We start from the raw sequence: 21,631 nt of genomic DNA, 5'->3' as shown, positions 1-21,631 counted from the left end.
ATGAGAGATCTGAACGAGGCCATTGCTGATGTCGAAGCCGATATCGGCCAGGTGCAGGCACAACTGGCCGCGCGTGGCGACCAGTGCCGGGAACTGATCAAGGAACAGGAAGCGCTGCACGGCGGGGTCCGCGACGACTTCAACACCTTGGCCCGCCTGCAGGCCGAGGCCGCTACCGATGCGCCGCCGATGCTGGCCCGGGACCTGCTGCAGCAGTCCAGCGCCGATCTGCAGCGCCGTGACCGCAAAGCGGCGGTGCTGGCCGACGAACTGCAGGCGCTGCTGGACATCGAGCAGTCGCTGCAGCAGCGGTCGCAGGAGGCCGTTACCGCGCGCGACGCCGCCGGTGGACGCTGGCAGGCCCTGCAGGATCAGGTGGACACCGCGCTGCAAGCGGAACCCACCTACAGGGCCCTGCAGGACGATCTGCAGCTGGCCGTGGCGCGCGCTGACACGGTGGAGCGGATGGCCGCCTCCGCGCAGTCGGAGCGTGACGCCAAGGCCGGCGCCTACCAGGCCGACCCGATCTTCATGTACCTGCATCGACGCGGCTTCGGCAGCACGGCCTATCGCGGTTGGCCGCTGGTGCGCACCGTCGATGGCTGGTTGGCCGAGCTGTGCGGCTTCGACCGTGCCCGCCGCGAGTACGCCACGCTGGTGGAGCTTCCGCCCTATCTGCAGGAACATGCCGGACAGGCCCGTGCCGACATCGAGGCGGCCCGCCAGCCGGTACAGCAGGCCCGCGACGCCGCTCTCGCCCATGCCGGTGGCGACCCGCTGCGCCAGCAACTGCAGGCGGCACAGAGCGCAGTGGCGCAGGCACTGTTGGCCGAGCAGCTGCATCGGCAGACCGTGGATGCCAAGCAGGCACAGATCGATGGCTTCCGCAGCTGGACCGATGCCGAAGGCGGCGCCCTGCTCACCGCGCTGGCGCGCACGCTGTCTGCCAAGAGCATGGACGACCTGTACCGCCGCGTCGCCGCCACCGCCTCCGGCGAGGACGATGCCGTGCTCGAACGCATCCATGGCAGTCGCCTGCGCCTGGGCGAGATCGACGGCATGGTGGCTGAGCACACCCGTGAAATGGCCGTGCTGAAGAAGCGCCTGGACAGCCTGCAGGCTGCGCGCAGGAGCTACCAGGCAGCAGCAGACATCGAACGCCAGGCCTACGAGGCGCCGAGCTACCGGTCCGCCGCGCCGGCCACCGTCGCCGCATCCTTCTTCAGCACCACCCGCGGCCAAAGCACCACCCGCTCCTCTGGCAGCCTGTTCGACCTGCTTTCGGGCGGTTCCAGCAGTTCCAGCTCGAGGTCAAGCTCGCGTTCGAGTTCCAGCTCAAGCTCCAGTTCCGGTTCCAGTTCCAGCGGCAGCAGCTTCCAAAGCGGCGGCGGTATCAGCGGCGGCGGTGGCTTCAAGACCGGCGGCGGGTTCTAGCCCGGCAACGACCGGGTGCGCCGCTTCAGCCGCGCATCCAGCACGCCCACGCCCAGCAGCACCAGGCTGGTCAACCATCCGGCGGCCAGCAGGTGCGTCCATGGCAACACCAGGCACAGCACCAGCAGCGCGGCAGCGCCCAGCAGATGCGAGCGCGGCGCGTGCCCATAGACCACGCGCTTGTACAGGGCACTGCCCAGCAGACAGATCAGCGGGCCTGCCACCATCACGGTCACGTAAACCGGGGTGACGGCCACCCCCGGATGGTCCATGACCAGATCATTGCCCACCGCCGTGGCGATGATGCCGGCGATCAGCAATGCATGCACGTAGTGGAAGTTGGCGCCCATCCGCCCGGGGTCTTCGGCGTGGGTGATGGCCTCTGTGGCATCGCGGCTGGAGATGCCGAAGTACAGCCACCACATGGCAATCGTGCCGGCGAAGGTGGCCAACACCGCTGAAACCACTTCCAGGCTCCAATGCTCGACGTCGCTGAGCACGCCCCCGGTTGCCAGCAACGTCTCGCCCAGTGCGACGATGACGAACAGCTGGCAGCGTTCGGCCAGGTGTCCGCCCTCGATGGTCCAGTCGCGGGTGTGCGAACGGCCCATGCCCGGGAACGCGAAGCCGAACATCGGCGAGATGTATTCGCAGGCCACCGCCACCGCCCACAATGCCAGGCGGAGGTTGCCCTCGGCCGCCGCGCCGGCCAGCCAGAAGCAGGCCGACACGCTGACCCAGGCCAGCATGCGGCGGAAGTTCGGTGCCAACGGATGGCTCCGGCCGACCTCCAGCAGCACGAACGCGGTGCGTCCGACCTGCATCGTGGCGTACGCCCCGGCGAAGATCCACGCACGATCGGCAAACGCCTCGGGAATGGACGAGGACATCAACAACGCCAGCAGCATGGTGGCGAACAGCAGGCCGCGGATGCGCGGCACCTCCGGGTCGAACCAGTTGCTGACCCAGCACGCGTACTGCCAGCCGAGCCAGACCGCGAACCACAGCACCAGCGTCTGCAGTACACCGGCCAGGTCCAGGTGGTGCAGCAGATGGTGGCTGAGCTGGGTGACCGCGAATACGTAGACCAGATCGAAGAACAGTTCTTCGTAGGTCACGCGGGCATGGTGGCCGTCGCGGTGGCGCAGCGCGGGCAAGCGCAGTCGGGTACGCATGGAACTCCTTCAGCGCGCCAGGCGCCAGTACAGGAAACCGGCCAGCAACGCCGGCGCGGCAAACACCAGCAACAGGATCGGCAACTCCTCGCGTACCGCGTAACCGGCCTTGCTGACCCCCACCCACATGTTGGCCACGGCCACCAGCAGCCAGGTAGCGATGAAGGCGATCAGTGCCGTGGGCAGCTGCGAGGTGCCCACGCTCCAGAGACGGCCAAACAGCAGGAACACGCCCAGCAGGAGCACGCCGCCGAGCATCACCATGAGCACATGCATGGTCCACCTCCTTGAGCCTGGGAACAGGCTAGCCCCGGCCGATTGTGCGCAACAGCCCGTGGAGATGGATTCACAGTCCAGAGCAAGCGAACAATCCCGGCATCGGCTGCGGCGAACCTTATGGCAGCCATGAGTTATTCGCGAAACGGGCCGTCCAGGGTACATGCTAGCTTCATCCGACCCTATCCAGACCCCTCTCCGCCATGCGCCGTTGCCTGACGACCCTTGCCCTGACTGCCACACTTGCCTTTGATGTCACTGCCGCCGACACACCGCTGCCACAGCTGCAGGCCTACACCGTAGACCCATCCTGGCTGCAGCCGATGGCGCCGCTGCAGATCGCCGACCATACCTGGCAGATCGGCACTGAGGACCTGACCGCGCTACTGGTGCAGACCGCCGACGGCGCGGTGCTGCTCGACGGCGGCATGCCGCAGATGGCCAGCCACCTCATCAGCAACATGAAGGTGCGCGACGTGGCGCCGCAGGACCTGCGCTTGATCCTGCTCAGCCATGCGCATGCCGACCATGCGGGCCCGGTGGCAGAACTGAAGCGCCGTACCGGTGCGATGGTGGTAGCCAACGCCGAATCAGCGGTGCTGCTGGCGCGCGGCGGCAGCAACGACCTGCACTTTGGCGACAGCATCACCTTTCCGCCGGCCAGCACCGACCGCATCATCATGGATGGCGAAGTGGTCACGGTGGGTGGCATCGCGTTCACCGCACACTTCATGCCGGGGCACACCCCGGGCAGCACCGCCTGGACCTGGACCGATACCCGCGATGGCAAGCCGGTGCGCATCGCCTACGCCGACAGCCTGAGTGCGCCGGGCTACCAGCTGCAGGGCAACGCCCGCTATCCCCACCTGGTCGAGGACTACCGGCGCAGCTTCGCTACGGTGCGCGGCCTGCCCTGCGACCTGTTGCTGACCCCGCATCCGGGCGCCAGCAACTGGAACTATGCCGCTGGCAGCAAGGCCAGCGACAAGGCACTGAACTGCAAGGCCTACGCGGATGCGGCCGAGAAGAAGTTCGACGCGCAGTTGGCCAAGGAAACGGCCGCAGCACGCTGATCCCGTAGAGCCGAGCCCATGCTCGGCTTGCCGGCCAAACACAGCCGAGCGTGGGCTCGGCTCTACACAGGATGCGTCGAAGAGTGCCGGTCAGAACGACCGGCACCCGCCGTCCATCAGCCACCCTGTCCGTGCTGGGCGAACGGCTCGGTGCTGCCGTCGGTGCGCACCAGCTCGACGGTGTACGGCTGCACGTAGCCATCCGGCATTTCCATGCCCGGCGAACCGGCCGGCATGCCGGGCAGCACCAGCCCGCGCGCGGCCGGGCGTTCGGCCAGCAGGCGCTTGATGTCCTCGGCCGGAACGTGGCCCTCGACCACATACCCGCCGATCTCGGCGGTATGGCAGGACGCCTTGCCGACCGGCACGCCCAGGCGAACCTTGATCGGGTTCATGTCGTCGGTGTCATGCACCTCCACCTGGAAGCCGGCGGCCTTCAGGTGGTCGACCCAGATGCCACAGCAGCCGCAGCTGGCGGTCTTGTGCACGATGGCCACCGGCAAGGCCGGATCGACCTTGGCCGGGCTGGCCTGGATCGGTGCCACCGGTGCTGCGCTGGCGATCGGTGCGGCGGCGGATTCTTCGGCGGCACGTGCACAGGCGGTCGTGGCCAACACGGTACCCAGCAGCAGGCCGAGGGAGAGAGTACGGTTCATTGCGTGATTCCTTTGCAGAGGCGGGCAACGCGGCCCGTCGCCCGCGCATCGAAGGCACAGGCAGAGTCGAGAAAAGTCGAGCAACTACGGCAGGCGCTTGAGGCCTGCAGGGAATCACGCGATAGGGGGCCGCAACGGGTCCGGCATCGGCGGCGGTGCGCGTTGCCGGGTACTGGCGGCTACCGGCGCCTCGCGCCACGGCGAGGCGGGCATACCGCTCGACATGGCCAGCATGCCAAGGCAGGCCGGCGGGCATTCACACTCACCACTCTGGCAGGCCGCCGGGGCCGCATCATCGCAGCAGCCGGCTGCCGCCATCGCGGCCGAGTGCGGTGCAGCGCAGTGATCCTGGTTGGCCGACCCGCTGTACGAAGATGAGGCAAGCGCGAGCGCCGGTGCATTCAGCACCAGGGCGACAAGCAGCATCCATCGCAGCAGCAGGCCAGGCAGGTTCACCTGCCGATGATAGCCGATGCGCGTGTCACGCAGTCGCCGCCGCCATTGCACTCATCCGCACCGGAATCGACTTGGCAGCGGGCGTGCCGCTGATGCGGTCGTAGTAGTCCAGTGGCAACAACGGGTTCAGTTCCGGGTAGTAACCGGCCAGCGCGCCGCGCGGCATCGGGTAGTCCAGTACGGTCAGGCCCTCGATGCGCCGCTGCACGCCATCGCGGCTGATCGTCTCCAGGCTGACCAGCGCCTCCTTCTCCAGACCGCGCGCCAGCCGGTCCTCGATGTTCATGAACAGCACCATGCGATCGTTGTACACGCCGCGATAGCGATCGTTGTAGCTGTAGATGGTGGTGTTGTACTGATCATGCGAGCGCACGGTGGCCAACCGCAACATGTCCGGATCGTGCACCGGATCGTCCACGTCCAGGCCGGGCATCACCAGGATGTTGGCCTTGCCATTGGGCGTGGGCCACACGCGGCGGCGCGGCGGAATGTCCAGATGGAAACCGTGCGGCTGCTGGATGCGCGCGTTGAAGCCGGTGTAGATCTCCGGGTACACGGCAGCGATCAGTTCGCGAATAGGTGCATAGTCGTGCATGCAGCGGGCCCAGTCGACCTTGCTGTGCGGCAGCGCAGCCATCGCCATGCGGCAGACGATCTCGACCTCGGGCAGCACCTCCGTGCTGACCGGTTCGAGCACGCCGCGCGAGGCGGTCACGTTCGACATCGCGTCTTCGATGGTGACGAACTGCTCGCCGGCCGGCGTGACGATGCGCTCCGAGCGCGCCACTACCGGCAGGATCAGCGCATCGCGGCCATGAACCAGATGACCTCGATTGAGCTTGGTGGCGATGCCCACGGTCAGGTCCAGCCCACGCATCGCTTCATACGCGCGAGGCGTATCGGGCACCGCATGGATGAAGTTGCCCCCCAGGCCGATGAACACCTTGGCGCTGCCGTCCAGCATCGCCTCGATGGACTCGACCACATGGTGGCCATGCTCACGCGGCGGATCGAAGCCGAACACCTGCTGCACGCGGTCCAGGTAGGCCGGCTTGGGCTTCTCGTCGATGCCGACGGTGCGGTCGCCCTGCACATTGGAATGACCACGGATCGGCCCTATGCCAGCACCGGGCTTGCCGAAGTTGCCACGCAGCATCAGCAGGTTGGCGACCTGCTGCAGCAGGCGCGAGCCGTACTGATGCTGGGTCAGGCCCATGCCGTAGCAGATCACGGTGGCCTTGGAGCGGATGTAGATCTGCGCACAGCGGTGTATCTGCGCCTGCGAGATGCCGGATACCTGCACGATCTGGTCCCAGTCCTGCGCCAACACATCCTCGCGCAGCGCCTCCAGGCCCACTGTGTGTTCTGACAGGAAATCATGGTCGAGCACGCGCTCGCCCTGCGCCTCGCGCTCGAACATCACCTTCATCATGCCCTTGATCAGGGCCAGGTCGCCGCCGATGCGGATGTGCACGAACTCGCTGGTGATCTCGGTCGAACCGAACGTGGCCATCTGCACCACGTCCTGCGGCTCGGCAAAGCGGATCAGCGCGCGCTCGGGCATCGGATTGACCGCCACAATCGGGATGCCGCGTTTGCGCGCATCGACCAGGTTGCTCATCATCCGCGGTGAATTGGTGCCGGTGTTCTGGCCGATCACGAAGATCGCCTCGGCGTGCTCGAAATCCTGCAGCACGATGGTGCCCTTGCCCACCCCGATGGCCGGCGGCAGCCCGCGGCTGGTCGGCTCGTGGCACATGTTCGAGCAGTCCGGGAAGTTGTTGGTACCAAACTCGCGCACGAAGATCGAATACAGGAACGCCGCTTCGTTGGGCGTGCGCCCGGAGGTGTAGAACTCGGCCTGGTGTGGGCTGTCCAGCGCCTGCAGGTGGCGACCGATCAGTGCAAAGGCATCGTCCCAGCTACACGGCACGTAGTGGTCGGTGGCTGCGTCGTAGCGCATCGGCTCGGTCAGCCGGCCCTGCATCTCCAACCAGTAGTCGGTCTGCGCCATCAGCTCCGTGACGGTGTGGCGGGCGAACAACTCGCGGCCGGCCCGGAACTCCGTAGCCTCCCAGGCCAGTGCCTTCGCGCCGTTCTCGCAGAACTCCAGCTTCCTGCGTTCGTCGGCATCGGGGAACGCGCAGCTGGGGCACTTGAAGCCACCGGGCTGGTTCATCGCCAGCAGCGCCTTCGACCCCTTGCCGATCACACTCTGCTGCAGCAGCACCTTGGCGGTGGCACCGGCGGCACCCCAGCCGCCGGCAGGCTGGTTGTAGGGCTTGTAACGCGGCGGTTTCTGCTCGGACATGTTCGGGAACCTTACGGAAGGAACGCAGCAACAATCGGCACAACGCGGTCCGGCGGCGCAGTCAATGGCACGACCAGCCGCACAGTCAAGCACGGCCTGCGCGGCTTCGCCAGAGGGTACAGGCGGTTTTCAGCACAACCTGCCATGGCAACGGTTACAGCCGCGTCTGCGCGCGACCACTGCGCTATCCTCGAAACCGCAGGCGGTGGCCCGCCCGCGTTTCTCCCTTGTCCGGACGCGCTGCATGCCTGATTCGATCCCGCCGCACACCCCACCTGCCGGCACCGCCCAACGCCCGCTGCAGCGCTGGCGCAACGAGGGGCAACAGCAGCAGGTCGATGTGGTGGCCGAAGAAGTGCCGGTGGCGCTGCGCTACAACGGCGCCGCCTTTGCGGTGATGATGGCCACACCGTGCGACCTGGAAGACTTCGCGCTCGGCTTCTCGCTCAGCGAAGGCCTGATCGACACCCCCTCGCAGCTGCTGTCGATCGAGATCCGCCCGCAGCTGGAAGGCATCGAGTTACAGATGACCGTGGCTGAGGAGGCACCCGGTGCCGACCTGGACCCGTCCAATGGACGCCTGCTGCCCGGTCGTGGTGGCTGTGGCCTGTGCGGCACGCGCCAGCTGGAAGAAGTGCTGCGCCCACTGCCGCAGATCCGCGAGCGACGCAGCTACTCGCCCGCCGCTCTGCAGCGCGCGCTGGCCACGCTGACGCAGCACCAGCCGATGAATGCGGCAAGCGGCTCCACCCACGCCGCGGCCTGGGCCGATGCCAGTGGACGCATCGGCTGGGTGCGGGAGGATGTCGGACGCCACAATGCACTGGACAAGCTGATCGGTGCGCTGCACCACAACGAACACGCCATCGAAGGCGGCCTGCTGGTGATTTCCAGCCGGGCCAGCTACGAAATGGTCAACAAGGCGGTGCGCGCCGGTGCCAGCGTACTGGCTGCAGTCTCGGCACCGACCGCGCTGGCGATCGACCTGGCCCGCAGTGCCGGCCTGTGCCTGGTCGGGTTCGCGCGGGAGAGCGGGTTCAATGTGTATACCCATCCGGACCGGTTGCAGGCGGACGACCGGTAATCTCCGCTGCGTAGGGTCGACTATCACTCGTGGCGCGAGGTTTCCGGGCACCTGAAGGACGAGCAGTCGATTAACTGTCGACTCTACCGCAACGGCTTCCGGGCCCCTCGCCCAGCCAAGGCGAAATCGTCGTAGTTCGATAGCCAGCAATCGGCGCGCCACGCACCATCGAGGACACTCATCATGGTCCTTTCTGGAGTTCCCATGTCGGCTGCCCGGCAACCACGTTCACTGCTGTCGGTTTCCCTTGATGTTTCCGTGCACCGTACGTTGGCAGGTGCGCCGGCTTCCGGAAGCCGCGGAACCAAGGTAACGGATGCCCTGCCTCCCCCCACGATCCGTGCAGAAGGTCCGGCGCTCTGGCAGGCAAGGCGTGAAGAGGCCCACCTGTGGATCCTGCCCGTCCCCACCGCGCTACCCGGATCGATGCGATGCGTGACGGGCGAAGCAGGACGCATTGCCGCGGTTGCGCACACCATTCTGGGCCGGCCGAAGGTGGACATCACCGGCAGATGGGAGGGCTCGGGACTGAGCGCGTTGTTTACACTGGCCCGTGCGGTGTCTGAAGCCGAAACCATCCACCACAATCCCGACAACCTGACCCTGAAGGATGTTCTGCCGGCGGACGTCCATGCAGAATGGCAAGCGGCATTGAATGAGTGCGGAATCGATCCAATCGAGCTGGAACGCCTGCGTCCCCACTTCGCGGCCAGAGCGCTGCGCAAGGCCGTCATGGCCAGGCATCAGCTGGAGTCGCCGAAGGCATTCTGCAAGGAGCTGCGCAGGATAGGACGCGCGGGTGGAGCCCGCTACTTCGTGCCGCGCACTGAACTGGCTATCGACATCGCGGCAGCTGACGACTGCGGTAAACCGCATCCTGCACTGGATGACACGACACGGTTTGCGGTGCAGGTCGAACGACTCCGTCGCCTTCACGATACCGCCCGTGTTCAGTCCAAGGCCTGGGCGCATGGCGATGCCCTTGGCATGGGTGGGCATGACGTGCCTATGGATATGCACGTGACAGCGACTGGCAGCAACGAGCTGGACACGCTTCGACGCGAGGCCTGGCTCAGCGCAGTGGAAGCCGTAACTGCGGGAAGATCAACCACGCTTGCGATGCTCGATATTGCAGATGCGTTCGACGGGAACGGCTACATCAGAGCGCTGCGCGAACGCGGTTTCAGCTTCCAGCCGGCGTAGCCACTGAGCTGCGGGCCTGAGTCCGGGCAGCACTCTGCTGCCCGGAGCAATTGCACTCAGCGCAGCGCGACCTTCGGGAAGTCCACCGGCACGTCGAACGCCACGTTGACGTAGTTGGTGAACAGGTTGAGCGCCACATGCGCGAGGATCTCCACGATCTGCTCATCATCGAAGCCAGCCGCGCGCAGCGCCTGCACGTCGCCGTCGGCGATCTGCGCACGCTGCTCGACCACCTTCAACGCGAAGTCGAGCGCCGCCGCAGTGGCCGGGTCGCTGGACTGGCCGATCTGCGCGGCGGTCATCTGCTCGCTGCTGGCGCCGGCCTTGCGGCCCAATGCCGTGTGCGCGGCCAGGCAGTACTCGCAGGCGTTGCGGTTGGCGATGGCCACGGCGATCTGCTCGCCCAGCAGCGGCGACAGGCGACCGCCGCCCAGCGCGCCGAACGAACCCCACATGCTCTGCAGGGCGGCTGGCGAGTTGGCCACGGCGCGGAACATGGCCGGGGTGGCGCCGAAAGCGGCGTGGACCTGACCCAGCAGGGCCTGGCGGTCGGCGGTGGTGTTGGCGGCATCGATCAGGGGGACACGGGACATGGTGGATCTCCTTGGGAAAGCGCCCGGGATTGGACGACCCGCTCATCCTAGGTAGACTCGCTGGACGCTTCAGGCGCAATCAGCCACACATGTTGTCCATTCATCCATGAGCACGCCCACCGACACCTCCCCACCCGACCGTCTCTCCTCCCTGCTGGAGCGCTTCCGGGTGCAGGCCGCGCTGTTCCACAGCGGTCCGCTGTGCGGGCGCCATGTCTTCGAGCCGCAGCCCGGTCGTGCCTTCCTGCACATCCTGCGCCAGGGTGAAATGGAGGTCCGTCATCCCGACGGCGATATCGCGCTGCCCCGGTTGAAGATCGACACACCCAGCCTGCTGCTGTATCCGCAACCGCTGCACCATGTGTTCTTCAATGCACCGCTGGAAGGCCCGGATTTCACCTGCGCCACGCTGGATTTCGATGGCGGCGCGCGTAATCCGATCGTGCAGTCGCTGCCGCCGGTGATGGTGGTGCCACTGGCCGCGATCGGCGAACTGGATGACACCCTGCAGCTGCTGTTTGCCGAGGCCGATCGCCAGCGCTGTGGTTCACGGCTGCTGACCAATCGCCTGTTCGAGGTGGCGCTGATCCAGATCCTGCGCTGGGTGGTCGACCACCCGGATGCAGCGGGTGTCAGTCATGGACTGATGCGCGGGCTGTCCGACGCGAGGCTGGCACGCACGCTGGTGGCGATGCACCAGGCACCGCAGGACGAATGGACGCTGCCCCGTATGGCCGCGATCGCCGGCATGTCGCGCAGCGCATTCGCGGCAGTGTTCAAGGAGGTGATGCAGGCGACGCCGGCCGCCTATCTGCTGGACTGGCGGCTGAGCCTGGCCTGCGCGCAGCTGCGGGCCGGCGTGGCAGTCAAGCAGGTGGCGGTCGAGGTGGGGTTTGCCGATACCGCGTCGTTGTCGAAGGCGTTCCGCAAGCGGTTGGGGGCGTCGCCCAGGGCCTGGTTGGCCGCGAGCGCCGCCCAGGCTGGGTAAAGGGTGAGGGGGTAGAGTCGGCCGCTGGTCGACTATCGCGCGACGCGCGGGATGTTCGTTGTCCGACCGAAGGACAGTCGACTAACGATCGACTCTACCGATGTGGCATTTTCGTGATCTGACCGAAGAGCAGCCGACCAGCGGTCGGCTCTACCACGGACGATCGAAGCGGCATTTTCATGGCCTGACCGAAGGGCAGCCGACCAGCGGTCGGCTCTACCACGTGCGATGTCTGCGCGCCGACCGGCCGCTCAACGGGACGTGCCGTCAGACTTCGCCAGCAGCCCGGCGATGCGCTCGGCCACCTGGGCGCGCACGCCTTCATCCAGCTGCCCTTCGTACATCGCCTCGTAGATCCACAGGCCGTCGGCGGCCAGCCGTGCTACGAAATTGTCGAGCGCGGCCGGGTCATTCAGCCCGGCCGACGGCGGCAACGGCGCCCAGCGGCGTACCGCCGGGCCCCACGGGCGCTCATCGGCGTCCGGGTCGGCCGATTCGAGCATGAACATCAGCTCGGCACGGGTAGCGCTCTGCGCCGAGACGCGCACGAAGGTCTGGTAACGCTCCAGCGCCGAGGCTTCGTCCGCACGCTTGCCCAGCAGCGTTTCCATCGACGACTCCCAGGCCTGCACCAGGTGCTCGTCGATGCCGCGCAGCAGTGCCTCGCGCGACGGGAAGTGGTACAGCAGGCCGCCGCGGGTCAGCTTGGCCTCGGCCGCCACCGACTCGAAGGTCACCGCTCGCACGCCATCACGATTGATCACGTTGACGGCGGCGTCGAGGATGCGGTCGCGTTTGCTGGTTCTCATCGTTTCATTTTACGCGATCGGCCGCGCCCTCGCGGCCGCCGATGCGGCCGCGCAGCAGGCGCGCGATGATCGCCGCGCCCACTGCCAATACCGTCGTGATCACCAGCAGCACGATCTGGTAGCCACGGTCATACGCGGCCGCAGCCAGTGCGAACCACTCACCCTGCCCGCTCTCGCGCGCGACATGCAGCGCCTGGGTGAAACCCTCGCGGGCAAGCACCGGCATATCGGCCGAGACCGGCAGGAACGCGCTGTACATCGCCGCGCTCAAGCTGCCGAGCATCGCCACCGCCAGCAGGCCACCGAATTCGTAGGACACCTCTTCGACCGACGAGGCCATGCCTGCGCGGTGTGCCGGCACATTGTTGAGGATGGCGGTGGATGCCACCGAGATGGCCGAGCCCATGCCGAAGCCGGTGATGGCCATACCAGCCACCACCCAGCCAAGGCCGTGCGGGAAGCCGAACGCCACCATGCCGACGCCCAGCGCACCTGCGGCCAGGCCACCACAGATCAGCGGGCGCAGGCCCACCCGGTGCAGGATGCTGCCGCCCAGAAGCGCGCTCGGAAGGCTGCCCATTGCCGCCACCGAGACCAGCAGACCCGCCTGCAGCGGCGTGAAGCCTGCCACCAGCTGGAAGCGCTGGGTGGTGACCAGCTGCAGGCCGGCCATCGCGAACAGGGTGAACACTGCCGACAGCGTGCCGGCCAGGAACGCAGGATTGCGGAAAATCGCAAAGTCCAGCAGCGGGTACGGCAGCTGTTGCTGGCGGCGCGCGAACGCCGCACCGCTGATGACGGCCAACAGCAGCGCGCCTGCGCCCAGCGCGTACGACGGCGGCGTAGCGATCAGCGACTTGATCGCCAGCACCACGCCGGACAGTGCGGCCAATGCCAGCACCGAGGACACAAGGTCCCATGGCCGCGAGGTGTCACGCTGTCCTTCCGGCGCCAGCAGCAGCGTGGCCACGAACGCGACCACCACCACCGGCACGTTGATCAGGAACACCGAGCCCCACCAGAAGTGCTGCAGCAGCCAGCCGCCGATGATCGGCCCGAGCGCCGCACCGACGATGGCCACCGAACCCCAAATGGCGATGGCGATGTTGCGTTCGCGCTCTTCGTGGAAGCTCAGGCCGATCAGCGCCAACGTGGCTGGCATCATCGCTGCGGCACCGACTGCCAGGAGGGCTCGTGCGGCAATCAGCTGAGCTGCGGTGTCGGCGAACGCCGCGGCCAGCGAGGCGACGCCGAACACCACCAGGCCGATCAGGAACATGCGGCGATGACCGATGCGGTCGCCCAGCGTGCCCGCACCCAGCAGCAGGCCGGCCATCACCAGCGGATAGGCGTTGACGATCCACAGCGCCTGGCCGGCACTGGCCGAGAGTTCCTCGGTCAGCGTAGGCAGTGCGGTGTAGAGCACGGAGTTGTCGAGCGTGACCAGCAGCAGGCCGGCGGCGACGGTAAACAACAGCGCCCAGCGACGGGCACGCGACAGGGCCGGAGCACCGGCCAGGGGCTGGGACAAAGCCATGGGGAAACCTGATGGGGAGCGGAAAACGGCCATAACTATACAGGATGTCCTGTATAGTTATGAAAACAGCGCCGCCGATTCAGATTGGGGCCCGGGCAATGTTCATGTTGTCGTGCCCTCATGCCGGGTCGTGCCCGGTGTCAGGGATCATCACCGACAGTCTTCCGGCAGCGCGGCAACCGCCGATACCACCGCCGCCTGCATGCCCTTCCCCACAGCCATGTCCAGTTCCCCGCTAGTTCCGCCATGCTGGCGCCGCAGTTCGTCCTCGCACAGCCCGCGCACCCGCGCACGGGCCTGTGCGCGCAGGCTGCTGCACCGCCAATCGGTGCCGCCCAAAGGCAACACCGAGTACACCACGCTGTTGCAGGCATTGCCGGCGCGCTGCTGCAACGACAGCCCGCCGAAATCCCGCGGTTCGCTGCTGCGTTGCGGGTCGAAGTAGCTGTCCGGGAACGTGCGCGCGTACTGTTCGATGTCCACGGCCATGCGGCGTCCACCGGCCAACGGCATCTGCAGCGTCTGCCCGCACGGCGTCGCGTCGGCGCGATGCTGGATGTACTGGTAGATCGGCCGGTCCAGCGATGGATCCTGCTGGGTCACCGCGCTGACTGCCGCCAGCACAGGCAGCGATGCACGATTGGCCATGCGCGCCAACACTCCCGCCTGCGCCGGCTGGCAGCGGTCGCGCAATGTTGCCGCGAGCAGGAACAGCACGTCGTTGCGGAATGCGTGGTCGTCACCCAGGCGCTGTTCGATGCGCTGGCTGGCATTGGACGTCGGCGCCGGAAACGCGACCGCAGGCGGCGCGATGGGTGCGCGCTGCCGCTGCCACCACAGCAGCACCCCCGCGCCCAGCAGCACCCCGGCAGCCATGATCCATCGCCTGCGCATCAGTTGCGGATCGCCGTCAGCGTGGCCGCCGCGGCATCGTAGGACGCGCTGGCGATGTCCGCGTCGAAACGCTTCACCTGCAGGCGGCCGGCAAGCCGGTACGGATCCCACAGATCGCCCAGCGCGATCGGCGTGGCCAGGGTCACGTGGATGATCTGGTTCGGTGGCGGCGGCGGCACGTGGATGCACGCGCCGTAGAACGGCACGAACAGCAGTTCATCCACCAATCCTGCATCGTTGGTGCCGAGCGGCACCACGTAGCCATCCAGATCCACCGCGCGACCATCGACAGCATCGACCACCCGCGAAGAGCCGAACTGCTTGGCGCGATCCGGGCTGGAATGGTCGATCTCCTGCCCCGGCGGCGTGCCCGAGCCGGTGTCGTCGATCAGGCCACCCACGCCCTCCATCCCATTGCGTGACAGGCCGATCTGAGGGGGCGGTCGCTGGTAGGTCACTTCGTCGGGCCGCAACGCGTCCCAACGGTCGATGGGGGCTTCGCCCGTGGCCGAGGGTGCCGCTCTGTCCTGCGGCGTGACCACCACGGCGTCGCTGCCCGGCGCCGTACAGCCCGCCAGCCACAGGCATCCCAGCATGAGCAGCAGGTGGCTACGGTTCATAGGGCCTCAGCTGTGCATCACGCATGGTGTAGGCCGAACCGGCCAGATCGTCATCCAACCGTTCGGCACGCAGTGTGCCGGCCAGGAAGAACGGCGAGTACATGTCGGGCATGTCGATCGGGCGTGGCAGCACCACGTGCACGATCTGGTTCGGCGGCGGGGGTGGCACGTGGATGCAGGCGCCGTAGTACGGCACGAACAGGAATTCAGTCAGCCGCCCGTCCTGCGCGTTGGCCAGCGGTACCACGTAACCCGGCAGGCGAACCGGTCGCTGCAGCACCGTATCCACCGTACGGAACGTTCCGAACTGCGGCATGCGCCGGTTGCCGTTGTGCTCGACCTCCGGGCCCTCGCCCCGCTCCAGCGCGGCCAGCTCGTCCTTCGGCATCATCTGCAACCAGTCCAGTTCCTGCTCTGCCGCATCCGCAGCGTCAGCGCGGTCGACAACCGGCGAGGGTGGCAAGGCCTGCACACCGGTATCCACCGGCCGCTCGCAGGCGGCCAGGGCCAACACCATCGGCAGCGACAGCATCCAGCGCATGCTCAGCCTCCCGGCGACAGGCCATCGGCCAGCGTGCGCCGGTAGGCCAGCAACGCCGGCACCAGCCCGGCCACAGCGCTGATCGCCAGCACGCCTGCCACCCAGGCCAGCTCGCGGCCGTCCGGCCAGACATGGGTGATCGACAGGCCAAAGTTGGCCAGCGCCCAGCCGCGCCCGGCAATGCTGGCGGCAACCAGAAGCACCAGCGCCAGCGCGCAGGCCACCGCGCTGGTCGCCACCGCCTCCACCACCAGCAGGGCAGCGATGTAACCCGGCCGTGCTCCGGTGGCACGCAGGATCGCCATCTCGCGCCGCCGCTCCTGCAGGGTCGAGACCAGCAGCGTCACCAGCGAGACCATGCCGAGTGCCACCACCATCGCGCTGATCAGCTGCAGCGCCCGTTCGGCCATGCCCAGCGACTGCCACAACTGCTGCAGCGTGACGCCGGGCAGGATCGCCAGCATCGCCTCGTCGGGATACTCGTTGATCCTGCGCTGCACCGAAAACGTGGCAATGCGCGAGTTCAGGCCGAGCATGAAGGCGGTGATGCTGGTCGGGATCAGATCCAGATGACGCGCCCGCTCGGCGCTGACGCTCTGGCTGCGCAGCCGCACGCCCGAGCGCCAGTCGACGTGGATCGCCTCGATGGCCGCCAGCGAGACCAGCAGCGACGAATCCACCGGCGTGCCGGTGCGCTGCAGGATGCCGGCAACACGGAACGGCTTGTCGGCATGCGTGACCAGGGTGACCGCGCCGGTACCGTGCGCCAGCACGATCTCATCGCCGAGGACGACCTTCTGTGCCTGCGCCACCTCGGCACCGATCACCACGTCATACAGGTCATCGAACGGCCGTCCATTGGCGAACGCAAGCGCATGCCCGGCGCCATAGCGGTAATGCTCGAAATAGCCATCGCTGGTACCGACCACGCGGTAGCCGCGCCAGGAATCGCCCAGCGACAACGGCACCGCCCACTTCACCTGCGGTAGCGAGGATAGCTCCTGATACGACTGCCAGGACACGTTGTTGGTCGGGTCGCCGATATGGAACACCGAGTACAGCAGCAGGTTCACCGGCCCCGAACGCGCACCGACGATCAGGTCGGTGCCCGATACGGTGCTGGCGAACCCCTCGTGCGCCTGCGTGCGTACACGCTCGACGCCCAACAGCAACACCACGCTGAGGGTGATGACCAGCACGGTCAGTCCCACACTCAACGCACGGCTGCGCAGGCTGGCCCAGGCAAGCTCAAGCATGGCCGGCACCTGCCTGGTTGATCTCGGACAGTGAAATCGTGCGGTCGAACAAGGGCTGCAGGCTGTCGTCATGGCTGACCACCAGCACCGTGGTGCCGGCCGCCTGGCACTGCGCGGACATCAGCTTCAGGAACGCGGTTGCCGCGTCGCGGTCAAGCGCCGAGGTGGGCTCATCGGCCAGCAGCAATGCCGGACGACCAATCAGGGCGCGTGCTGCCGCCACGCGTTGTTGCTGGCCGACACTGAGCGTGCCTGCGCGCCGCTGCATCAGCGCCGGGTCCAGCTGCAGGGCCTGCAGCAGGCGGGCGATCTCGGCATCCAACGGGCCACTGATGCGTGCGCTGCGCAGGCGCGAGAAGCGCAGGCCCAGCGCGATGTTGTCGCGCACGGTGAGGAACGGCAGCAGGTTGAACTGCTGGAAGATCACACCCAGGTGGTCGGCGCGGAAGCGGTCCCGCGCGGCACCACGCATCGCCTGCAGCGCGTGACCGGCGACCTCGATGCTGCCCTTGCAGGGCAGCAGCACGCCCGCGAGCAGGCCCAGCAGCGTGCTCTTGCCACCGCCACTGATCCCGCGCAGCAGCACGCTGCTGCCCTGCTCGATCCACAGCCGCGGCACGTCCAGCACCAGCTGCCGGCCGTAGCCGAACTGCACGCCATCCAGCGCGATCACCGGTCGCATGCTCACGGAGCCAGCACCACGCGCAGGTTGTCCGGGGTCAGCACGCTGCGGTTCTGGCCATGGGCGGTGGCGCTGTTGACGATTACTTCGTGCAGGCCCGGGAACAATGCGGGCAGGCGCACGACAATGGCCCGCAGCTCGGCAGGCTTGGCGCAGTGGTACTGCAGCGTTGCGCTGAACCCCGCGTGCCGATGCTGACCTGATGGCGGTGCGGCAGCCGTCGCATCGAATCCCTCGGCCTTGGCATCGTTGCCTGAAAGGCGGCAGCCCGCGGCGGTAGGCAAGGTGACCCAGCTGCCGCCCTGCAGCAGCGCAGTCGCACGCGCCAGCGCGGACTGCTCGGCCGCATTGGCCGGCGGCCGCTCGAAATCAAGGATGCCGATGCCGGGGGCCTGCAGGGCGAATTCCAGCGTCTGCTGGTCAAGCGCAACATCGACGCTGGCCTGGCCGTGCACGTGCGGTGCGTGCTGGCGGATATCGTGGGCCTGCGCGGCGCTGGCGGCCAGCAGCAGGAAAAGAGCAGCAGAAAGCTTCATGGGGGACACTCCAATTGTTACTATGTAACATTATGGACCACATGCCCACGACGCCCGCAAGGGCCCTGGCCCAGCCGCCAACTTCGGCACGCTGGCACCCCCGCTTCGATCTTGCCGGTGCCTGGCTGTCCCTGGCCTGCGCCGCCCACTGCATCGCCCTGCCCCTGCTGCTGGCCTTCGTACCGGCGGCGATGATGGCGCTGCGTTCGTTCCAGCACCCCGGCCATGGCGCGATGACGTTGCTGCTCGCGATGTCACGCTGGGAATGGCTGTTCGCGCTGCTGGCCTCGTCGCTGGCCTTGGCGAGCACCTCGGCCGGGCTGCACCGGCACGGGCGCGGGCGGCCCCTGCGGCTGGCGTGCGTCGGCGCGATCCTTCTACTGTCAGCCTCGCTGTACCTGCCGCTGAAGGAATCACTGCTCTGGCATGGCGTCACCACCGCGTGCGGCGGCATGATGCTGGCGGCAGCACACATCGGCAATCGGCGGGCGCTGCACAACCGCTAACACCGGCTGCGGGTCGGTTGGAACACGCCATCCACGCATGGCGTGGATCTACTGAAACATGCAACACAGCCAACGGTAGCGCCGGCCGCTGGCCGGACGGAAAACACCATCCACGCATGGCGTGGATCTACTGATGCACTCCCGGCAGCCGGCCAGCGGCCGGCTCTACCCCTCCTTATTCGTCAAACGGACGCTGCCCCAGCGTCTGCGTCACGTGGTCGACGAAACAGGTGATGCGGGCGGCCAGCGCGGTGTTGCGGTAGTACACCGCATTGATCGGCTGCCGCACTTCCTGCGTCTGCCTGGCCAACAGCTGCACCAGGCGGCCATCACGCCGATCCTGGCGGGTCAGGAAGTCGGACAGGCAGGCGATGCCCAGCCCGGCCACCGCCATCTGCCGAAGCGTCTCGCCGCTGGATGAAGCGATCGCCGGCTCGATCACGAAAGGCCCGCCATCGGCATCGTGTAGTGGCCATTCGTTCAACGAACTGGGCTGGGTAAAACCCAGCAGGTCGTGCTCGCGCAACTGCTCCACGCGCGTCGGCGTGCCGTGCCGTCGCAGGTACTCGGGGCTGGCCACCACGCGGATGCGGCTGTGACCGATCGGTCGCGCATGCAGGGTGGAATCGCGCAGCACGCCGATGCGGAACGCCACATCGGTGCGCTTTTCGATCAGGTCGGTGATGCCCTCGTTGGAATTCAACTCCAGCTCCACCTGCGGGTAGCGATCACGGAAGCCCTCCAGCAACGGCACGATCACGTGCAGCATGAACGGCGTGGCGGCGTCCACGCGCAGGCGCCCGACCGGCTGCAGCCGCCGCGCCGCCATCTGTTCCTCTGCCTCGTCCACCGTGGCCAGGATCGTGCGCGCGTACTCCAGGAACGCCGCGCCCTCTTCGGTCAGTTCCAGCCGCCGCGTGGTCCGCCGCAGCAGGGTGGTCTGCAGCTTGTCTTCCAGCCGCGCCAGGGTGCGGCTGGTGGCCGAGATCGTCAGCTCCAGCGCCTCGGCCGCCGCCGTGATGGAGCCACCATCGACCACCGCCACGAAGGCCTTCAGCTCATCCAGGGTGGTTTTCATTATTTACCTCGCCGCAAAAGCATTTCCCATATACACGGCTTAATCAACAAATGTAAAGCGCCCACACTTCGCCCTGTCCCGAGCCGCCGGCTCGCAACGAAATCCCTGGAGTCCATCATGAGCGTTCCTTCCTTTGGCGTCGGCACCTTCCGCCTGAGCGGCCAGACCGTCATCGACTCGGTACGCAACGCGCTTGACGTCGGCTACCGTGCCGTCGACACGGCGCAGATCTACGGCAACGAAGCCGAGGTCGGCCAGGCCATCGCCGAATCCGGCGTGCCACGCGACCAGCTGTTCCTGACCACCAAGATCTGGGTCGACAACTACGCTGCCGACAAACTGATCCCGAGCCTGCGCGACAGCCTGGCCAAGCTGCGCACCGGGTACGTCGACCTGCTGCTGATCCACTGGCCGGCGCCGGGCAATGGCGTTGAGCTGCGCGAATACATGACCGCACTGGCTGAAGCCAAGACGCTGGGCCTGACCCGCCAGATCGGTGTGTCCAACTTCAACATCGAACTGACACGGCAGGCCATCGAGGTGGTCGGCACCGGCGAGATCGCCACCAACCAGATCGAACTGAGCCCCTACCTGCAGAACCCGGCGCTGACCGCCTTCCTGCAGGAGCAGGGCATCGCGGTCACCTCCTACATGACCCTGGCCTACGGCAAGGTGCTGAAGGACCCGGTGCTGGCCGGCATCGCCGACAAGCACCAGGCCACCGTGGCCCAGGTCGCGCTGGCGTGGGCCCTGCAGCGGGGTTACTCGGTCATTCCGTCCTCGACCAAGCGCGAGAACCTGGCCAGCAACCTGCTCGCCCAGGACCTGCACCTGGATGCCGATGACATGGCCGCGATCGCCGCGCTTGACCGCAACGGCCGCGAAGTCGATCCGCCGGGCCTGGCCCCGGACTGGGACTGAGGCGCCTCGCCATGGGCAGTGCGTTGACGCGTCTGCAGGCCGGTGGCTTCAGCATCGGCATCGAGGCACCGCTGGACAATGACTGGACGCCACTGGGTGAACAGGCACGACGCGCCGCGCGACGCCTGCCCGGCGAACCGGACCTGCAGCGCCATGCGGAACTGGCACGGCTGGCCGACCGCCTCGGCTTCCGTGCGCTCTGGGTACGCGACGTGCCGGTGTACGACCCGGCCTTCGGTGATGCGGCGCAGGTGTTCGAGGTATTCAGTTACCTGGGCTACCTGGCCGGCATCACCGAGCACATCCTGCTGGGCACCGGTGCGGTGGTGCTGCCGATCCGGGAGCCGTTGCTGACCCTGAAGTCAGCGCGCAGCGTGCAGCGGCTCAGCGGCGACCGCCTGCTGCTGGGCGTAGCCAGTGGCGACCGCCCGGTGGAGTACCCGCTGTTCGGCCGCGACTTCGACAGCCGTGGCCGCCGCTTCCGCGAGCAGATCGCACTGCTGCGCGAAGGCGCCGCTGCGCACCTGCCGCAGGGCTTGGACGTGCTGCCCGCAGGTGGCCCGGCCCTGCCGTTGTTCGTGGCCGGCCTGGCCCAGCAGCAACCGGCATGGATCGGCCAGCACATGGAGGGTTGCCTGGCCTACCCGGGCACGCCACAGGACCATGCGCAGCGCGTGGCGGCCTGGCGCGCCGTGGCCGGCAACAAGCCGTATGCCAGCTTCATCCACCTGGACCTGGTGGCCGATGCTGATGCCCCCTTGCAGCGCTGGCGCTTCGGCCTGCGTGGCGGCCGCAACGCCCTTTTGGCCGAGCTGCACGCCATGCAGGCAGCCGGTGTCGACCACATCGGCCTGCAGTTCCGCCGCAATGAACGGCCGTTGGCCGAAACCTTCCACGAAATCGCCGAGTACGTGCTGCCGCACTTCCCGGCCCATGCCGGCGCCGCTGCGCCGCATGCCCCGCTTGCCGCCGCCGCGACGGCCTGACAGTTACCGGAGCTTT

General features: G+C 67.3%; 22 protein-coding genes. 8 read left to right on the top strand and 14 right to left on the bottom strand.

What is annotated here, in order from left to right; genetic code table 11:
• Positions 1-1,434 carry a hypothetical protein gene (locus N5E02_RS02270; protein ID WP_188238540.1) on the top strand — a complete coding sequence of 478 codons (1,434 nt, stop codon included), beginning with the start codon at positions 1-3 and terminating at the stop codon, positions 1,432-1,434.
• On the opposite strand, the gene N5E02_RS02265 is transcribed toward N5E02_RS02270, so the two are convergent.
• On the bottom strand, positions 1,431-2,609 hold the full coding sequence (locus N5E02_RS02265; protein ID WP_188238539.1) for a low temperature requirement protein A: 1,179 nt from the start codon (positions 2,607-2,609) through the stop codon (positions 1,431-1,433). The genes N5E02_RS02270 and N5E02_RS02265 overlap by 4 nt on opposite strands.
• A 9-nt stretch (positions 2,610-2,618) precedes the next feature.
• A complete protein-coding gene (locus tag N5E02_RS02260) occupies positions 2,619-2,885 on the bottom strand; it encodes a hypothetical protein (protein WP_005416705.1) in 267 nt (88 codons plus the stop codon).
• 203 nt (positions 2,886-3,088) lie between these two features.
• On the opposite strand from N5E02_RS02260, the gene blaL1 reads away from it, so the two are divergent.
• Complete coding sequence (gene blaL1, locus N5E02_RS02255; RefSeq protein WP_065186493.1) at positions 3,089-3,958, top strand: L1 family subclass B3 metallo-beta-lactamase; 870 nt, start codon at positions 3,089-3,091, stop codon at positions 3,956-3,958.
• 116 nt (positions 3,959-4,074) lie between these two features.
• Here blaL1 and N5E02_RS02250 read toward each other — a convergent pair whose 3' ends face one another.
• A complete protein-coding gene (locus N5E02_RS02250) occupies positions 4,075-4,614 on the bottom strand; it encodes a DUF411 domain-containing protein (protein WP_081275831.1) in 540 nt (179 codons plus the stop codon).
• 481 nt (positions 4,615-5,095) lie between these two features.
• A complete protein-coding gene (locus tag N5E02_RS02245; protein WP_188238538.1) occupies positions 5,096-7,381 on the bottom strand; it encodes an FdhF/YdeP family oxidoreductase in 2,286 nt (761 codons plus the stop codon).
• Positions 7,382-7,625: 244 nt separating this feature from the next.
• Between N5E02_RS02245 and fdhD the strand changes: the two genes are divergently transcribed.
• Positions 7,626-8,465 (top strand): formate dehydrogenase accessory sulfurtransferase FdhD, encoded by an 840-nt coding sequence (fdhD, locus tag N5E02_RS02240; protein ID WP_188238537.1) that lies wholly within the window; start codon positions 7,626-7,628, stop codon positions 8,463-8,465.
• A 204-nt stretch (positions 8,466-8,669) separates the two neighbouring features.
• Complete coding sequence (locus tag N5E02_RS02235; protein WP_164229117.1) at positions 8,670-9,668, top strand: TraB/GumN family protein; 999 nt, start codon at positions 8,670-8,672, stop codon at positions 9,666-9,668.
• 56 nt (positions 9,669-9,724) lie between these two features.
• Here the strand turns inward: N5E02_RS02235 and N5E02_RS02230 are convergent, their stop codons facing one another.
• Entirely contained in the window at positions 9,725-10,261 is a 537-nt protein-coding gene (locus tag N5E02_RS02230) for a peroxidase-related enzyme (RefSeq protein ID WP_065177715.1), read from the bottom strand.
• A gap of 106 nt (positions 10,262-10,367) precedes the next feature.
• Between N5E02_RS02230 and N5E02_RS02225 the strand changes: the two genes are divergently transcribed.
• A complete protein-coding gene (locus tag N5E02_RS02225) occupies positions 10,368-11,249 on the top strand; it encodes an AraC family transcriptional regulator (RefSeq protein WP_065186496.1) in 882 nt (293 codons plus the stop codon).
• 251 nt (positions 11,250-11,500) lie between these two features.
• Here N5E02_RS02225 and N5E02_RS02220 read toward each other — a convergent pair whose 3' ends face one another.
• The 8 genes from N5E02_RS02220 to N5E02_RS02185 form a co-directional block, all read right to left on the bottom strand.
• Positions 11,501-12,058, bottom strand: a complete 558-nt coding sequence (locus N5E02_RS02220; RefSeq protein WP_065177713.1) for a TetR/AcrR family transcriptional regulator — start codon at positions 12,056-12,058, stop codon at positions 11,501-11,503.
• 4 nt (positions 12,059-12,062) lie between these two features.
• A complete protein-coding gene (locus N5E02_RS02215) occupies positions 12,063-13,595 on the bottom strand; it encodes an MFS transporter (RefSeq protein WP_065186497.1) in 1,533 nt (510 codons plus the stop codon).
• Positions 13,596-13,745: 150 nt separating this feature from the next.
• Entirely contained in the window at positions 13,746-14,489 is a 744-nt protein-coding gene (locus N5E02_RS02210; protein ID WP_065186498.1) for a hypothetical protein, read from the bottom strand.
• On the bottom strand, positions 14,489-15,109 hold the full coding sequence (locus tag N5E02_RS02205) for a DUF3299 domain-containing protein (protein WP_065177710.1): 621 nt from the start codon (positions 15,107-15,109) through the stop codon (positions 14,489-14,491). Before N5E02_RS02205 ends, N5E02_RS02210 begins: the two co-directional genes overlap by 1 nt.
• Complete coding sequence (locus N5E02_RS02200) at positions 15,099-15,650, bottom strand: DUF3299 domain-containing protein (RefSeq protein WP_065177709.1); 552 nt, start codon at positions 15,648-15,650, stop codon at positions 15,099-15,101. The genes N5E02_RS02205 and N5E02_RS02200 overlap by 11 nt, the downstream gene beginning before the upstream one ends.
• 2 nt (positions 15,651-15,652) lie before the next feature.
• Positions 15,653-16,906 carry an ABC transporter permease gene (locus N5E02_RS02195; RefSeq protein ID WP_188238536.1) on the bottom strand — a complete coding sequence of 418 codons (1,254 nt, stop codon included), beginning with the start codon at positions 16,904-16,906 and terminating at the stop codon, positions 15,653-15,655.
• Positions 16,899-17,594, bottom strand: coding sequence for an ATP-binding cassette domain-containing protein (locus tag N5E02_RS02190; RefSeq protein WP_065177707.1), 696 nt, complete (start codon positions 17,592-17,594; stop codon positions 16,899-16,901). Before N5E02_RS02190 ends, N5E02_RS02195 begins: the two co-directional genes overlap by 8 nt.
• Positions 17,591-18,124: a DUF2796 domain-containing protein gene (locus N5E02_RS02185; RefSeq protein ID WP_095377519.1), complete on the bottom strand. Its 534-nt coding sequence runs from the start codon at positions 18,122-18,124 to the stop codon at positions 17,591-17,593. The genes N5E02_RS02190 and N5E02_RS02185 overlap by 4 nt, the downstream gene beginning before the upstream one ends.
• Before the next feature lie 32 nt (positions 18,125-18,156).
• Here N5E02_RS02185 and N5E02_RS02180 point away from each other — a divergent pair, with 32 nt between their 5' ends.
• On the top strand, positions 18,157-18,630 hold the full coding sequence (locus N5E02_RS02180; RefSeq protein WP_164229112.1) for a MerC domain-containing protein: 474 nt from the start codon (positions 18,157-18,159) through the stop codon (positions 18,628-18,630).
• Positions 18,631-18,805: 175 nt separating this feature from the next.
• Here N5E02_RS02180 and N5E02_RS02175 read toward each other — a convergent pair whose 3' ends face one another.
• Positions 18,806-19,708, bottom strand: a complete 903-nt coding sequence (locus N5E02_RS02175; protein WP_005416723.1) for a LysR family transcriptional regulator — start codon at positions 19,706-19,708, stop codon at positions 18,806-18,808.
• 117 nt (positions 19,709-19,825) lie between these two features.
• Here N5E02_RS02175 and dkgB point away from each other — a divergent pair, with 117 nt between their 5' ends.
• Positions 19,826-20,629, top strand: a complete 804-nt coding sequence (dkgB, locus tag N5E02_RS02170; RefSeq protein ID WP_164229108.1) for a 2,5-didehydrogluconate reductase DkgB — start codon at positions 19,826-19,828, stop codon at positions 20,627-20,629.
• Between the two features lie 11 nt (positions 20,630-20,640).
• Positions 20,641-21,615, top strand: a complete 975-nt coding sequence (locus tag N5E02_RS02165; RefSeq protein ID WP_065177704.1) for a TIGR03571 family LLM class oxidoreductase — start codon at positions 20,641-20,643, stop codon at positions 21,613-21,615.
• The last annotated feature ends 16 nt before the right edge of the window (positions 21,616-21,631 follow it).

This window comes from Stenotrophomonas sp. GD03777 (genome assembly GCF_029842485.1).
GTDB lineage: Bacteria > Pseudomonadota > Gammaproteobacteria > Xanthomonadales > Xanthomonadaceae > Stenotrophomonas > Stenotrophomonas sepilia.
Note: the sequence above shows the minus strand (reverse complement) of the source record. Positions and strands in the feature narration are given on the sequence as shown.

Excerpts from the sequence above, each read along its gene's own strand:
- N5E02_RS02270 (WP_188238540.1), top strand. The coding sequence starts at position 1 with ATGAGAGATCTGAACGAGGCCATTGCTGATGTCGAAGCCGATATCGGC.
- N5E02_RS02265 (WP_188238539.1), bottom strand. The coding sequence starts at position 2,609 with ATGCGTACCCGACTGCGCTTGCCCGCGCTGCGCCACCGCGACGGCCAC.
- N5E02_RS02260 (WP_005416705.1), bottom strand. The coding sequence starts at position 2,885 with ATGCATGTGCTCATGGTGATGCTCGGCGGCGTGCTCCTGCTGGGCGTG.
- blaL1 (WP_065186493.1), top strand. The coding sequence starts at position 3,089 with ATGCGCCGTTGCCTGACGACCCTTGCCCTGACTGCCACACTTGCCTTT.
- N5E02_RS02250 (WP_081275831.1), bottom strand. The coding sequence starts at position 4,614 with ATGAACCGTACTCTCTCCCTCGGCCTGCTGCTGGGTACCGTGTTGGCC.
- N5E02_RS02245 (WP_188238538.1), bottom strand. The coding sequence starts at position 7,381 with ATGTCCGAGCAGAAACCGCCGCGTTACAAGCCCTACAACCAGCCTGCC.
- fdhD (WP_188238537.1), top strand. The coding sequence starts at position 7,626 with ATGCCTGATTCGATCCCGCCGCACACCCCACCTGCCGGCACCGCCCAA.
- N5E02_RS02235 (WP_164229117.1), top strand. The coding sequence starts at position 8,670 with ATGTCGGCTGCCCGGCAACCACGTTCACTGCTGTCGGTTTCCCTTGAT.
- N5E02_RS02230 (WP_065177715.1), bottom strand. The coding sequence starts at position 10,261 with ATGTCCCGTGTCCCCCTGATCGATGCCGCCAACACCACCGCCGACCGC.
- N5E02_RS02225 (WP_065186496.1), top strand. The coding sequence starts at position 10,368 with ATGAGCACGCCCACCGACACCTCCCCACCCGACCGTCTCTCCTCCCTG.
- N5E02_RS02220 (WP_065177713.1), bottom strand. The coding sequence starts at position 12,058 with ATGAGAACCAGCAAACGCGACCGCATCCTCGACGCCGCCGTCAACGTG.
- N5E02_RS02215 (WP_065186497.1), bottom strand. The coding sequence starts at position 13,595 with ATGGCTTTGTCCCAGCCCCTGGCCGGTGCTCCGGCCCTGTCGCGTGCC.
- N5E02_RS02210 (WP_065186498.1), bottom strand. The coding sequence starts at position 14,489 with ATGCGCAGGCGATGGATCATGGCTGCCGGGGTGCTGCTGGGCGCGGGG.
- N5E02_RS02205 (WP_065177710.1), bottom strand. The coding sequence starts at position 15,109 with ATGAACCGTAGCCACCTGCTGCTCATGCTGGGATGCCTGTGGCTGGCG.
- N5E02_RS02200 (WP_065177709.1), bottom strand. The coding sequence starts at position 15,650 with ATGCGCTGGATGCTGTCGCTGCCGATGGTGTTGGCCCTGGCCGCCTGC.
- N5E02_RS02195 (WP_188238536.1), bottom strand. The coding sequence starts at position 16,906 with ATGCTTGAGCTTGCCTGGGCCAGCCTGCGCAGCCGTGCGTTGAGTGTG.
- N5E02_RS02185 (WP_095377519.1), bottom strand. The coding sequence starts at position 18,124 with ATGAAGCTTTCTGCTGCTCTTTTCCTGCTGCTGGCCGCCAGCGCCGCG.
- N5E02_RS02180 (WP_164229112.1), top strand. The coding sequence starts at position 18,157 with ATGGACCACATGCCCACGACGCCCGCAAGGGCCCTGGCCCAGCCGCCA.
- N5E02_RS02175 (WP_005416723.1), bottom strand. The coding sequence starts at position 19,708 with ATGAAAACCACCCTGGATGAGCTGAAGGCCTTCGTGGCGGTGGTCGAT.
- dkgB (WP_164229108.1), top strand. The coding sequence starts at position 19,826 with ATGAGCGTTCCTTCCTTTGGCGTCGGCACCTTCCGCCTGAGCGGCCAG.
- N5E02_RS02165 (WP_065177704.1), top strand. The coding sequence starts at position 20,641 with ATGGGCAGTGCGTTGACGCGTCTGCAGGCCGGTGGCTTCAGCATCGGC.